This window comes from Lentzea miocenica, from assembly GCF_033949945.1.
Lineage (GTDB): Bacteria > Actinomycetota > Actinomycetes > Mycobacteriales > Pseudonocardiaceae > Lentzea > Lentzea miocenica.
The window spans coordinates 144945-158036 of sequence record NZ_JAXAVW010000015.1 but is presented as its reverse complement, the minus strand read 5'-3'; the positions used below and the strand labels follow the sequence as shown (position 1 = coordinate 158036).

The 13092-nt window shown below is 68.3% G+C and carries 13 protein-coding genes; 2 read left to right on the top strand and 11 right to left on the bottom strand.

The annotated features are described in order from the left end of the window. Window positions 1-18: 18 nt before the first annotated feature. On the top strand, window positions 19-933 hold the full coding sequence (locus SK803_RS19875; RefSeq protein WP_319967516.1) for a hypothetical protein: 915 nt from the start codon (window positions 19-21) through the stop codon (window positions 931-933). Between the two features lie 56 nt (window positions 934-989). Here the strand turns inward: SK803_RS19875 and yhjD are convergent, their stop codons facing one another. The 9 genes from yhjD to SK803_RS19830 all read right to left on the bottom strand — a co-directional run bounded on the left by yhjD (window position 990) and on the right by SK803_RS19830 (window position 9473). Beyond that, window positions 990-1976, bottom strand: coding sequence for an inner membrane protein YhjD (yhjD, locus tag SK803_RS19870; RefSeq protein WP_319967515.1), 987 nt, complete (start codon window positions 1974-1976; stop codon window positions 990-992). A 24-nt stretch (window positions 1977-2000) separates the two neighbouring features. Continuing rightward, window positions 2001-3026, bottom strand: a complete 1026-nt coding sequence (gene trpS, locus SK803_RS19865) for a tryptophan--tRNA ligase (protein ID WP_319967514.1) — start codon at window positions 3024-3026, stop codon at window positions 2001-2003. A 43-nt stretch (window positions 3027-3069) separates the two neighbouring features. After that, window positions 3070-3261: a hypothetical protein gene (locus SK803_RS19860; protein ID WP_319967513.1), complete on the bottom strand. Its 192-nt coding sequence runs from the start codon at window positions 3259-3261 to the stop codon at window positions 3070-3072. Window positions 3262-3383: 122 nt separating this feature from the next. After that, window positions 3384-5906, bottom strand: coding sequence for a bifunctional FO biosynthesis protein CofGH (locus SK803_RS19855; RefSeq protein WP_319967512.1), 2523 nt, complete (start codon window positions 5904-5906; stop codon window positions 3384-3386). A gap of 62 nt (window positions 5907-5968) precedes the next feature. Further along, the gene (locus SK803_RS19850; RefSeq protein ID WP_319967511.1) at window positions 5969-7627 is read right to left on the bottom strand and encodes a TIGR03767 family metallophosphoesterase; all 1659 of its coding nucleotides are present in this window, start codon (window positions 7625-7627) and stop codon (window positions 5969-5971) included. Window positions 7628-7759: 132 nt separating this feature from the next. After that, window positions 7760-8104, bottom strand: coding sequence for a HepT-like ribonuclease domain-containing protein (locus SK803_RS19845; RefSeq protein WP_319967510.1), 345 nt, complete (start codon window positions 8102-8104; stop codon window positions 7760-7762). Continuing rightward, window positions 8094-8408: a nucleotidyltransferase family protein gene (locus SK803_RS19840; RefSeq protein ID WP_319967509.1), complete on the bottom strand. Its 315-nt coding sequence runs from the start codon at window positions 8406-8408 to the stop codon at window positions 8094-8096. The genes SK803_RS19845 and SK803_RS19840 overlap by 11 nt, the downstream gene beginning before the upstream one ends. Window positions 8409-8448: 40 nt before the next feature. Beyond that, complete coding sequence (locus SK803_RS19835) at window positions 8449-9243, bottom strand: exodeoxyribonuclease III (RefSeq protein ID WP_319967508.1); 795 nt, start codon at window positions 9241-9243, stop codon at window positions 8449-8451. Between the two features lie 11 nt (window positions 9244-9254). Next, window positions 9255-9473, bottom strand: coding sequence for a hypothetical protein (locus tag SK803_RS19830; RefSeq protein WP_319967507.1), 219 nt, complete (start codon window positions 9471-9473; stop codon window positions 9255-9257). Window positions 9474-9641: 168 nt separating this feature from the next. On the opposite strand from SK803_RS19830, the gene SK803_RS19825 reads away from it, so the two are divergent. Beyond that, a complete protein-coding gene (locus SK803_RS19825; RefSeq protein ID WP_319967506.1) occupies window positions 9642-9956 on the top strand; it encodes a hypothetical protein in 315 nt (104 codons plus the stop codon). 27 nt (window positions 9957-9983) lie between these two features. Here the strand turns inward: SK803_RS19825 and SK803_RS19820 are convergent, their stop codons facing one another. Together SK803_RS19820 and SK803_RS19815 are read right to left on the bottom strand one after the other, a co-directional pair. Continuing rightward, window positions 9984-12614 (bottom strand): LuxR family transcriptional regulator, encoded by a 2631-nt coding sequence (locus SK803_RS19820; protein WP_319967505.1) that lies wholly within the window; start codon window positions 12612-12614, stop codon window positions 9984-9986. A 142-nt stretch (window positions 12615-12756) separates the two neighbouring features. After that, window positions 12757-13041, bottom strand: a complete 285-nt coding sequence (locus tag SK803_RS19815; RefSeq protein ID WP_319967504.1) for an SH3 domain-containing protein — start codon at window positions 13039-13041, stop codon at window positions 12757-12759. Between the last annotated feature and the right edge of the window lie 51 nt (window positions 13042-13092).

The window sequence follows — 13092 nt, the reverse complement described above, 5'->3', positions numbered from 1 at the left end:
GCTCGTCACACTGACGACATGCGAATCGAACAACTGCGCGAACGCAGCGATCTCGGTGTCATCAGTGCCGGCGCCCTGAAGTCGCTGGGGGTCCCGAACCCCTGGCTGAAATGCCGCCCGGGCGGGCCGTGGCAGCGCATGCACCCAGGTGTCGTGCTGCTGCACAACGGCCCGCCCACGCGCAACCAACAGCTCACCGCGGCCCTGCTCCGCGCAGGGCCCGGCGCTGTGGTCACCGGCGCGGAAGCCTGCCGCCGCCACGGCCTGCCCGCCCGCGGCCCAGAGATCCACGTCCTGATCCCAGGCACCGCCCGCGGCAGCGGCACCCTGATCCTGGAACGCGCCTCACCAATGCCACCGGCGTCCACCGTCGACGGCTTCCCCCTCGTGTCCGCAGACCGTGCCGTCGTGGACGCGTGCCGACAGCTCCGTTCGCCCGACGACGCCACGGCCCTGATCGCCGCCGCCATCCAAAAGGGCCGCAGCACGCCAGAGAGCCTCCGCGCGGAGGCCACCACCAACCGCTACGGCACCAAGCTCGTCCGCGCCGTCCTGAAGGAACTGGGACGCGCGGAATCCGTCGCCGAACGCGACGCCCGGCGCCTCTCCCGAAAGATCCGGCTGACCACCCAGCACTGGAACGCCACCATCGCGAACGCCCACGGCGTGATCATCGGCCGGCCGGACGCGTGGTTCGACGACGTGGGCCTGGCCTGGGAGATCGACTCGAAGGCCTTCCACTACGGCCCGCGGGACTACGAACGAACCCTCGCCCGCAACAGCCGCTACGCAGCCGCGGGGATCCTCGTCGTGCAGACGCTGCCGACCCGGCTGCGGGATCACCCGGAGCAGGTGGCGCGGGAGTTGAAGAAGGCACACCGGGCGGCTGCGGCCCGGCCACGGCCGCCGGTGCGGATCGTGGAGGTGACCTGACGCGGACCATGGGTGGGCTCGGCCAGGGCGCTTCTCACCCCGGCTTTTGAGGCCGGCTAGCGCTTGCGCCACCGAAGCCCGAGCAACGCCCCCATCACAGCCCCGGCCCCCAGCATCAACGAAGGCGAAGGCCCCGACCGAACCGACACCACAGGCTGGATCACCGCAGGTGGCGGCGCCGGCACCACCTCAGGCTCCCGGTTCTCCCGAGCAGTGGCCGTCCAAGCCGCGATGAACAACAAGAACTGCGCCACCAGGTTCGCGAAGACCAGCACACCGATCACCGACCCGAACGCGGCCGAGGTCGGAGAGGACGTCACGAACGACAAGAAGATCGTCGCCGCCTGCTTCAAGATCTCGAACCCGATGGCCGCCGCAAACGCACCGCGCAGGGCCGAGCGCCACCCGACGGGCTTGCGGGGCAGCCGCGCGAGCACCCACAGGAACACCATCCAGTTCGCCAGCAGCGACAGGACGATCGAGCCGATCTTCAGCAGGACGCGGGCCCAGCCGACGTCCTCCAGCCCCATCCACTCCAGCACCTGCTCCGCGAAACCGGAGCCCAGAGCGGTGATGCCGAACGACAGCACGATCGCCAGCCCGAGGCCGAGCAAGGCCACCAGGTCACGCCACAGCGTGCCGAGGAACGGGAGGTTCTCCTTGGCGTGCCCCCACTGCGCGGTCAGCGCGTCGCGGAGGTTGCCCATCCAGCCCAGACCGGAGTAGGCCGCGCCGAGCAGGCCGATGATGCCGACCGTGCCCTTGGAGTCCAGGGCGGTGTTCACGGCCTCGTTGATCTGCTCGCTCAGCTGCTTGTCCGGCACTGCCTCGGCGATGGCCGCGCGCAGATCGGCCAGCAGGTCCGGCTGCGACTGCAGCACGAAACCGGCGATGGCGAAACCGATCATCAGGATCGGCACGAGCGACAGCACGCTGAAGTACGTCACCGCGGCGGCGTAGTGCGTGCCGTACCTCTCGGTGAAGCGCTCGTACGCCAGCATGATGTGGTCGAGCCACGCGTACTTCCGCCGCCACTTGTCCACGCGGAAGACGCTAGTGCAAGTGCACTACTCAGGCAGAACAAAGCCGATCTTCTCGTACGTGCGGCGCAGCGTGCCGGAGGCGACCTCGCGGGCGCGCTCGGCTCCGGAGGCCAGGATCTTGTCCAGCGCGGCCACGTCGTCGAGGTACATGCGGACCCGTTCCTGGACCGGCGTGACCCACTCGGTGAAGACCTCGCCGAGGTCCTTCTTCAGGTCGCCGTAGCCCTTGCCGTCGTAGTCGAGCACCAGCGACTCGACCGTGCGGCCGGTCAGGGCCGAGTAGATCGTCAGCAGGTTCGAGACGCCCGGCTTGTTCTCGACGTCGAACACGATCTCGCGGCCCGTGTCGGTGACGGCCGAGCGGATCTTCTTGGCCGAGCGCTTCGGGTCTTCCAGCAGCTCGACGACGCCGCCGGGCACCGACTTGCTCATCTTCGCCGTCGGGTCCTGGAGGTCGAAGATCTTGGCGGTGTCCTTGACGATGTACGACTCCGGCAGGCGGAAGGTCTTGCCGTAACGGGAGTTGAAGCGCGTCGCGAGGTCGCGGGTCAGCTCCAGGTGCTGGCGCTGGTCCTCGCCGACCGGCACGTAGTGCGCCTGGTACAGCAGGATGTCCGCGGCCTGCAGGATCGGGTAGGTGAACAGGCCCACGCCGACGGACTGCTCCTGGCGTGCGGACTTGTCCTTGAACTGCGTCATCCGCGACGCCTCGCCGAAGCCCGTCATGCACTGCATGACCCAGCCGAGCTGGGCGTGCTCCGGGACGTGCGACTGCACGAACAGGGTCGCCCGATCCGGGTCGATGCCCAGCGCGAGCAGCTGGGCGGCCGAGACGCGGGTGTTCTGGCGCAGTTCCTTCGGGTTCTGCTCCACGGTGATCGCGTGCAGGTCGACGACGCAGTAGAACGCGTCGTGGTCTTCCTGCAGCGCCACCCACTGCCGGACCGCACCCAGGTAGTTGCCGAGGTGGAACGACCCGGCCGTCGGCTGGATGCCGGACAGGACGCGGGGGCGCTTGGCTGGCTGTGCTGGCGCGTTCTCCGTGGACACGGGCGAAATCTTCTCAGACCAGGTGAATCAGTGTGGAGCCGGATCACTCCTGGGCGGGGTCCTGGCGCACCAGGTCGATGCGCTGGTTCGCGGCCGTGACGGTGGCCGGCTTGCGGCGCTTCACCAGGCCGAACACCAGACCGCCCACACCCGCCGCGACCGCGATCAGGCCGACGGGACCGGCAGCGGTGCCGGTCATGCTGCTCTCGACCGCAGCGCTCAGTACCAGACTCATGCCGTGCACTTGCCGAGCCTCCCCAAGGCACAGATCCACCCGCAACGGGTGAACCTTGCTGACTGATTGGCCGCCAAGCTACCGAAGGCCGGTAGCGTCTGTGCGCCGAAACAGACTATCGGTCACTGGTGATCGATATGCACTCGCCCATATGTCGTAGTCCGCTGACGGGCGTTACGCCCTGCGAGCGAAGCCAGGGTTTCAAGCTCACGCACAGTACGCGCGGACCCGTGCTCGGATCCGGCCATGCGGCTGATGGTCTCCTCCATCAGCGTGCCGCCGATGTCGTTCGCACCGCCGTTGAGGATCTCCGCGGTGCCCTCGTCGCCGAGCTTCACCCATGAGCACTGGATGTTGTCGATCCGTCCGTGCAACGCCAACCGCGCGAACGCGTGCACGGCGCGGTTGTCGCGGCGGGTGGGGCCGGGGCGGGCGACTCCCGCCAGGTAGATCGGGGCGTTGCGGTGCACGAACGGCAGCGCGACGAACTCGGTGAGCCCGCCGGTCCGGTCCTGGAGCTTCGCGAGCACCCGGAAGTGCGTGAGCCAGTGGCCGGGGTGGTCCACGTGGCCGTACATCATCGTCGACGACGAGCGAATGCCCAGCTCATGAGCCGTGCCGACGACGTCGAGCCAGGTCGCGGTCGGCAGCTTGCCCTTGGTCAGCACCCAGCGCACGTCGTCGTCGAGGATCTCGGCCGCCGTACCCGGAATCGTGTCGAGGCCGGCTTCCTTCAGCTCGCTCAGCCACTCGCGCACGCTCACGCCCGCCTTCGCGGCGGCGGAGACGATCTCCATCGGGCTGAACGCGTGCACGTGCATCCCCGGCAGACGCTTCTTGATCGCGCGCACCACGTCGGCGTAGTAGGTCACCGGCAGCTTGGGGTCGATGCCGCCCTGCATGCAGACCTCGGTGGCCCCGGAGTCCCACGCCTCCTGCGCGCGGTCCGCGACTTCTTCGGCCGAGAGACGGAAAGCGTCCGCGTCACGCTCGCGCTGAGCGAAGGCGCAGAACCGGCAACCGACGTAACAGACGTTCGAGAAGTTGATGTTCCGGTTGACCACGTACGTGACGTCGTCGCCCACGACCTCGCGCCGCAGATCGTCCGCGAGACGAGTCATCTCTTCGAGCGCGTCGCCGTCCGCCGTCAACAACGCCATCGAGGCGTCGGTGTCGTCGAGCAACGCCGCCGGGTCGTTCGCGGCGATCTTCAGTCCACGTTGGACGTCTTCGGAAAGTCGTTGCGGCGCAACAGGAACCTTCAGCTCGTCCCAGTCGCCGTAGACCTCGTCGAAGTCGCCACGCCGGTCGCCCGTGCGCCCTTCGGTGTCGATCGCGGTGTTGAGGTCCGCGCGACCGTACGTGTCGAGCCCGCCGTCGGGCTCCTGCCACTCGCGGCCGATCACGGGCGCGTCCGGGTTCGCGAGGCCGTTCTCCTGTGCCAGCGCGGAAACGTGCGCGGTGAGCCGGGTGTCGATCCACTGCCCCGCCGCCGCGCGGACGTAGCGCGGGTAGACGTTGAGCCGCTCCTGCAGGCTGAAACCGGCCTCACGCGTGATGTCGACGAGCTTGTCGACCTGCGGCCACGGCTTCTCGGGGTTCACGTGGTCGGGCGTGATCGGCGAGACGCCGCCCCAGTCGTCGACGCCCGCGCGCAGCATCAGGTCGAACTCGCCGCCGACCAGGTTCGGCGGTGCCTGCACGCTCACGGTCGACGGCATCACCAGGCGTGCAACGGCAATCGTCGCCGCGAGCTCGGTCAGGTCGGCGTCGGGCATGCCGCGCATCGCCGTGTCCGGCTTGGCGCGGAAGTTCTGGATGATCACTTCCTGGATGTGCCCGTACTGCTTGGCGATCTGACGCATCGCGAGCAACGACTCCGCGCGCTCGGCGATGGTCTCGCCGATGCCGATCAGGATCCCGGTGGTGAACGGGACGTTCACGCGGCCGGCGTCGGTCAGCACCCGCAGCCGGACAGCGGGGTCCTTGTCCGGGCTGCCGTAGTGCGGGCCGCCCTTCTCGCTCCACAGCCGTTCGGCCGTGGTCTCGAGCATCATGCCCATGCTGGACGCCACGGGCCGCAGCCGCGTCAGCTCCTCCCAGCTCAGCACGCCGGGGTTCAGGTGCGGCAGCAGACCGGTTTCCTCAAGCACCGCGATGGCACTGGCCCGCACGTAGTCCAAAGTGGACTCAAAGCCGCGTGCCTCCAGCCACTCCTTCGCGGCGGGCCAGCGGTCCTCCGGCCGGTCGCCGAGCGTGAACAGCGCTTCCTTGCACCCTGCCGCGGCGCCCTTGCGCGCGATCTCCAGCACCTCGTCGCGTTCGAGGAACGCGGCGGGCACCTTGTGCGGCACGGTCGCGAACGTGCAGTAGTGACATCGGTCCCTGCACAGCCTCGTCAGCGGGATGAACACCGACCGGCTGTACGTGACGACCCCGGGACGCCCCTCAGCGAGCAGGTGCGCGTCCCGCACCCTGCCCGCCGACGCCAACAGCGCGTCCAGGTCCTCCCCGCGCGCATGCAGCAACACGGCCGCTTCAGTCGCGTCGAGCACAGCACCGTCAGCGGCCCGGCGCAGCGCACGCCTCATGGCCGCCGCGCTCGGCCGGGGCTGCGGTGCGGTTATCGAGATGTCCACTGCCACGTCAACGACCTTAGGCCGCCGAAATTCCTGATCACCGTGCGCAGGGTGTGGGACATCCCATATCACCGCACGCTGACCAGCAGTTCCGTGTTCCGGTCCAGCGGCGTGCCCAGCGGGTTCGTCCGCGAGTGGATGTCGTTGTAGGTGAACTCCCGGCAGAGGCTCGCCAACGCCGTGTCGGACCTGTCGTCGTAGTCGACCCGGTACGGCGCATCCGCCTCCAGAAGGGTCGTGAACAGCGACAACGTGCCGTCCCCGTTGTCCGCGACCTCGATCACACGGGCGTGCTGCGGGTAGTCGACGTGCGCGGCGGTGTTGATCTCCCAGAAGCTCCGGCTCGGCGTGTCGTGCCGGTGCGGCGTGATCACGTTGCGGTGCGTGTGCCCGTTCACCCACGCCAGCACGTTCGGGAACCGTTGCAACAAGTTGACCAACGCGTCGCCGTTCATGCGCGGATCCAACGGCCGGCGCTTGTCCGGCAGGACGTTGCCCATCGTCGTGCTCGTGTGGTGGCTGAAGAGCACGAACAGCTCGTCAGTGACGTTCTGCCGTGTGGGCCTGCCCAGCCAGTCGTAGTAGAGCGAGCTGTTGCGCCTGAGGGTCTTCTCGATCCAGTTGAGCTGGTGCAGCCCGATCGAGCCCGTCGAGAACCCAGCGAGGTTCGTGGTGTCCATGCTGATGCCGGTGACGCCAGGCGCCATCCGGAACGTGTAGAACACGTCGACGCCGTCCGCGTTCGCCTCCGTGTAGCCGTGCCCACCCGACGGCAGGTGCTTGCGCACGAACTCGCCGGTGTCGAACAGCCGTCGTCGACTATCAGGCGTCACGGTCCGGACGACGCCGCCGCTCGCGAGGATGGCAAGCGCTTCAGGGATCGCCTTGGGGTCGTTGAACGCCTGCGCGACCTTCGCGTTCTGCACGGGGTCGCCGAACCCGACGATCTTCTTGCGCCCGGTGTACCAGCTGTCGAGCAGCCCGTCCGGCAGCGCGCCGACCACGCTGTCGTCGTGGTTGCCGATCGTGGAGTACCAGGGAATGTTCAGGCCGGGGCTGCTGAACTCCCGCACCGCCGCGTCGAGAAGTCCTTGCAGCTGAGGGAATCCGGCGGCCTTGTAGTCGTCGCTGCCGCTGAGGTCGGGCTGCCAGAACGTCTTGATGCCCGCGTTCTGCACGCCCTCGTACCGGGAATCGCCGGTGTTCGGCGTGATCCGGCCGCCGTTGAGGACCGTGAGGAACCAGTCGAGCTCGATGTCCTCGTGGTTGTCGGTGTTGTCACCGGTCGTCATGAGGAAGTCGAACGGCCGACCGGTCAACGGACCGTTCCTGACCGCGTTGACCCGCTTGACCAGCGACGTCGAGCCCTGCGTGGTGAGAGCCTCCTGCGGCCGGTGCGCACTGGACCCCATGATCGGGTGCAGATACTCGAACCGGAGCGGACTCTGGGCGTCGCAGATGTGCATGTCGCTGAACTGCACGAAGCTGGTCAACGCCTGGCGCCGGGCCTCCCGGCCCACCTTGGCCTGGACGAGGTCGTTGCGCACGACCGTCGGCCAGCCAGGGCCCGCCGCGAGCCTGCGGTAGCCGCTCGCGCCGATGGGCGTGGCCGTGGTGTCGAGCGTGGTGCCTGCGGTCGACGCGAACGCCTGGGTGTCGAGGAGTGGCACGCCTGCGGCGCCCACGCCCATCGCCAGCAGGAACGAACGCCGATTGAAACCCGTCATGAGCGCCCCCGATTCATCGATGCTGAATCGTGTTCATGTTCAGGGAGCGCGCAGGTGAAATCGAGCCGTCAGGCGGGGGACAAGAGCGATAAAGGCTGGTCGGGCTGGGTCAGTCGGAGTAGACGACGGCGCTCAGCCCAGCCCCGCGAGCAACTGCCGAAGCTGCTCCTCGAGCTGTGGCCGCTTCTCGGTGAGCACCTGCCACACCAGAGCGTCGTCCACGCTGGCGTAGCCGTGAATCAGGATGTTGCGGAAGGCGACAATGCGACGCAGGTCAGGGATCGACGCGGCCAGGTTCGGATCAACCTTCGACAGGTTGTTGAGCGCCTCGCCGGTGATCTCGAACTGCCGCTCGACGGCTGACCGCAGCATCGCGTCGGCAAGGTAGTCCGTGAAGGTCTTGCCGCTGCTGAACTCGGCCATCAACTCGGTGGCGCGGAGGGCATCCCACAAGTACGTCCGTGGATCACGCCGCATACAGAGTTTCCTTGGTCTCCATGACCTGCTGCCGGAAGTACGGATTGCGGATGCTGGTGCTGACGACCAGGTCGACAGGCCTGCCCAGGATCCGCTCCAGCCCTTCCTTCAACGCGAAGTAGGTGCCGAAGTGATCGAAATCGTTCCCGACCTCGAAGTCGACGAGGATGTCCACGTCACTGGTCGCCACGTCGAACGAGTCGCCAACGGCTGATCCGAACACGTCGAGCCGCCGGACGCCCAGCGCCCTGCACAGGTCCTCGATCTCGGCCAGATTGGCAGCCACGATCTCGTGCACCCTCATCACCTCCTCGGCACGATTGTGCCTGATCTCCGACGCCGGGTCAGTCCGAGTAGACGACGGTGACCGGCGCGTGGTCCGACCAGCGCTCCGCGTAAGTCGCCGCCCGCTCCACCACCGCGGACTGAGCCCGAGCAGCCAGCCCGTCCGTCGCCACCTGGTAGTCGATCCGCCAGCCCGAGTCGTTGTCGAACGCCTTGCCGCGGTACGACCACCACGAGTACGGCCCGACGGCATCGGGGTGCAGCGAGCGCATCACGTCCGTGTACCCGGAGGCGAACACCGACGACATCCACTCGCGCTCGTAAGGCAGGAAGCCAGATGACTTCTGGTTCGTCTTCCACGCTTTCAGGTCTTCGGCGCGGTGCGCGATGTTCCAGTCACCACACACGAGCACCTCACGGCCCGATACGGCTGCCTTCTCTCGCAGCGACACCAGGTAAGGCAGGAAGGCTGCCAGGAAGCGGTCCTTTTCGTCCTGCTTCTCGGTGCCCACGTCTCCGGAGGGCAGGTACAGGGACGCCACGACGACGTCCGGCAGTTCGATCTCCAGGTAGCGGCCGCTCGACTCGAACTCGGAGGTTCCGAACCCCACACGCACCGATGACGGTTCGACGCGCGAGAGGATGCCGACGCCTGCACGGCCCTTCAGTGACGACGGGGCGTACACGCCGTGCCAGCCGGAGGGTGAATGCACGTCCAGAGCGAGCTCAGCGGGTTCGGCGCGGACTTCCTGCAGGCACACCACGTCCGCGGAGGAGGCTGCGAGCCACTCGAGGTAGCCCTTCTTGGCGGCGGCGCGCAGGCCGTTGACGTTGATCGTGGAGACCGTGAGCACGACCGGGGAGCCTACTTGGAGGCCAGGCCCCAGGGCTTCGGGTACTCGGCGTTGCAACCCGCGCAGTGTGCGGTGAGGTCGAGGTAGCCGACGAGCGTGGCCATCTCGTCGCGGGGCAGGGCTAGCTGGCGCTGGCCGTCGATCTCGGTGTAGAGGCCCTGCCACTCGGGGTCGCAGGAGCACTGCGTGACGCCTCTCGACCGGCCCCACCGAAACATGTTCCGCAGCATGCCCGCAAGTTTGCCACACGCCACCGAAGTCGTTGACCAATGCAAAGCGCGAGTTCGGCGAGAACGAAAGACTCACGGCGACCCCTTGAGCGTGCGGATCCGCATGGGCCAAATTCGAAGCGGGCCCAGGAAATCTCCCCGAAGCACGAAAAGCATCAAGGAGAAGAAATGAACGCGATCAAGGGTGTTCTCGTCGGTCTCGCCGCCACCGCCGTGCTCTTCGGGGGTGCCGCCCAGGCTGTGGCCACGCCGGCCGCGAGCCAGTCGGCCGAGGCCGCGGCGAACGTGACCGGCGAGGTCGTCGCGGTCGTCAAGGGCAAGTCCATCAAGGTGAAGGTCGACGCCTCCACGACGGTGGACGTGGACTACAACGTCGTGCAGACCATCATCTCGGGTGACCTGAAGGTCGGCGCGACGGTGGAGGTGAAGGGCAAGAAGGTCGGCGCCACGATCTTCGCCTCGGGCATCATCGTTCTCAAGTAGGACTGGTAGAAAAGGCCGGCGCCGCCCTCACGCGCCGGCCTTTTCCAATGCCGCGGCCAGATCGCGCCGGCCGGTAATGCCCAGTTTGCGATACGCGCGGGTGAGGTGCAGTTCGACGGCTCGGGGCGTGACGAACAGTTCCGCCGCGATTTGCCGGTTGGTCAGGCCCAGCACCGCGCGCCGCACGACGTGGTCCTCCTGCGAGGTGAGCACCGAACCCGACGGCACTCGCGCGGGACGACCGCCGGCGGCACGCAGTTCGCGGGCCGCGACGCCCATCAGCGGGATCGCGCCACACCGTTTCGCCATGTCGTGGCCCTGCCGCAACGCCGCCAGTGCTTCCGGGCCGCGGCCCAGTGCACGCAACAGCACGCCCCAGTCGACCAACGCCCGCGCCAACTCCAGCCGGGCCGGGGTGGTGCGCAGTGTCGACACGGCTTCCTCCAGCAACCCCACATCTCCCGCCACCACGCCGGACACCCGCAGAGCGACGCCGATCGGCACGGCGAGGCCCCAGTCGCGCGCCAGTTCCAGCTCCTGGGCAACCAGCCGCAACGCCTGGTCCCGCTCCCCCAACGCCAAGTGCGCCAACGCCGCATGCGAGCGCCACGGCTGCAACGACGGGTTGCGCGCGCCGCGTCGTTCCATCCGGGCGCCGCAGGAGAGGTGGTCGCGCAACGCCGAGACGGGGTCGCCCAGAGCCATGTGCAGACGGCCGCGCTGATGCAGAAGTGCCTGGTAGTGCGAATACTCGGGCAGGTCGCCGTCGAACGAGCGTTCGCGCACGAGACGACGCGCTGATGTCGTGTCGCCGGTGTCCACCCACGCGCCGACCAGCCCGGCCACGGAGGCGACCACGTTGCCGTCCTGGTTGGCGCCCAACGCATCGAGCCGCGTCAGCGAGGTCATGCCAAACCGTTCCGCATCGGACAACGCGCCCAGCCGCCGCGCCACGTGACAACGCAGTCCCTGCACCAGAGCGGCGCACACGGCGAGATCGCGTTCGGACGTCACCTTCAGCGCCTCTTCGCACTGCCGGTCCGCCAGCTCGTACTCGTCGATGCCGATCAACGCCACGATCAGGTGCGCGAACGAGAACTGGTCGATCAGGTCTCGCCCGATCTGCAGCGGCAACGAGGCCTGCACCCGCCGCCGCGTCTCCCCGAGGTTCGCGCCGATCGTCGCGCCCCGACAGGCCAGCAGCGTGTTCAGGAACCGCTCGTTGCGCGCCGAAGTCATCCGCGAGCCCAGCAACCGCGCGATCCGCGTCTCCACCTCACCGGAGAAGAACGACTCCTCCAGCCCCAGCGACAACGCGTACAAATCCAGTCGCTGAGCCAAATCCGCGTCCACGCCGGACACCCGCGCGATCACCGACTCGACCTTCGCGACCGCGTCCCGGTACAGCCGCCGTCCCGCGAGGTCGTAGGCGAGCAGCAACGCCATCCGTCCCTCTGCCAGCACGTCCATCGACGCGCTGGCCGCCTTGTTCAACGACGCCAGGGCCGCGCCCGGATCGACCAGCGACTGCGCCTCGCTCAGCTCGACCAGCACCTCGCCGCGCAGGTCGTCCGGCAGCGGCTCGCGCAAAAGCCTGCGCAGGCACGCGATCGCTCTGTCCGAAGTGGACCGCCGGGCGGCGGCCCTCAGCACGTCCCGCACCCAGTCCTCACCGATCGGCGCGGCCTCCAGCAGGTGCGCCGCGACGACGTCGACCGGCGCCTGGTCGTCGTGCCGGAACCGCGCCGCCCGCGCGTGGATCGCCGCCCTGTCCAGCGCGGTGGTGCTCTGCGCCAACGTCGCCAGCACCATCGGCACGCCCGCGAAACCCAAGCCGCTCAGCGTCCGTGACGCCTCGACCGCCTCCGCCGCCGACAGACCGGCCGCCGCACCAGCCAGCCCCAGGTCCGCCTCGCCGAGCACCGCGAACGACCGCGCCAGCGCCACGACCCGAGAACCTGCCTGCGCAAGCCGTGCCACCAGCTCGCCGGCCCGTTCGCCCAGGTCACGAGGGCGCAGGCCGAGGAGATACGGGTTGCCGCAGGTGGCCACGCGCCACTCGGCGACCACCTCGTCGGTGACGCCGGAGGCGAACAACGCCCGCAGGAACCGGGCACAGGCGAGCTGATCAAGACCAGCGAGACGGACACGCACGGCATCGCCGACCACCTCGCGCAGCAACGGCTTCGCGTCTGCGGCGAGCCCCCGCGTCACCACGACCGCGACCGGCAGCTCACCCAGCCGTCTGCGCAGGTAGGAGAGGAAGTTCAGGGACGGGGCATCGGCCTGCTCCACGTCGTCGATGGCGAGCAGGACCGGAGAATCCAGCGAGATCTCACGCACCAGCCGGTGCAACCGGTGCATGGCCGCCTGGTCGGCGCCTCCGTCGAGGATCTCGTCGGCCTCGCTCTCGAAGAGCTGGGCGGCCACACCGAACCGGAACCCCGACTCCGAGACGGAACACTGCGCCCGGAAGACCTCGAAACCCAGCTCACGGGCCATCCGCACGGTCTCGGACAACACCGACGTCTTGCCCATGCCCACGCGGCCCTCGACGCACACCACCGAAGGAGCGCCTGCGAGCGCCTCCTCCAGCGCCCCGCGGACAGCTGTCAGCTCACGCTTGCGGTCGGACACCACGGAACTCGTGACCGCCACCGGATACGTCCCTTCGCCGCACGCACTTCGAACACGTGGCGGCGCGTTCCGGCTGACCGCGCTAGGCCAGCCGGATCAATCCTAGGGAGGGCGACCTGGCCTGGAAAGGGCTCACCGGACCGGGAAACACCTGGAATTTTCGCTACTTGCAGGTCGAGTCGCTGGTCAGTGCGACGAACTGCTGGCTCACCCAGCGCCGGTCACTCAGCATGCGGTACCCGTTCTCGACCCGCGCCTGCGCGTCGGCGACCGCGTCACGCGGCATGGTCGAGACGATCGGCTGCATGTCACCCGGCCCCGATCGGACGTTGAGGATGTCCGCTGTCACCGTGATCTTGCAGACCCCCGCCGTGCTCTCGTTGCCGCCGATCGGTTTGCCGCCGTTCACCAGGAACATCACCCCGGCGACGCCCAGCACGCCCAACACGATCAATCCCCTGACCGGTACACCCAACATCGCGCTGCCTCCGACTGACCG

Coding starts and splice junctions, on each gene's coding strand:
- SK803_RS19845 (WP_319967510.1), bottom strand. CDS start 8,104: ATGCGGCGTGATCCACGGACGTACTTGTGGGATGCCCTCCGCGCCACC.
- SK803_RS19840 (WP_319967509.1), bottom strand. CDS start 8,408: ATGAGGGTGCACGAGATCGTGGCTGCCAATCTGGCCGAGATCGAGGAC.
- SK803_RS19850 (WP_319967511.1), bottom strand. CDS start 7,627: ATGACGGGTTTCAATCGGCGTTCGTTCCTGCTGGCGATGGGCGTGGGC.
- SK803_RS19825 (WP_319967506.1), top strand. CDS start 9,642: ATGAACGCGATCAAGGGTGTTCTCGTCGGTCTCGCCGCCACCGCCGTG.
- SK803_RS19875 (WP_319967516.1), top strand. CDS start 19: ATGCGAATCGAACAACTGCGCGAACGCAGCGATCTCGGTGTCATCAGT.
- SK803_RS19830 (WP_319967507.1), bottom strand. CDS start 9,473: ATGCTGCGGAACATGTTTCGGTGGGGCCGGTCGAGAGGCGTCACGCAG.
- SK803_RS19860 (WP_319967513.1), bottom strand. CDS start 3,261: ATGAGTCTGGTACTGAGCGCTGCGGTCGAGAGCAGCATGACCGGCACC.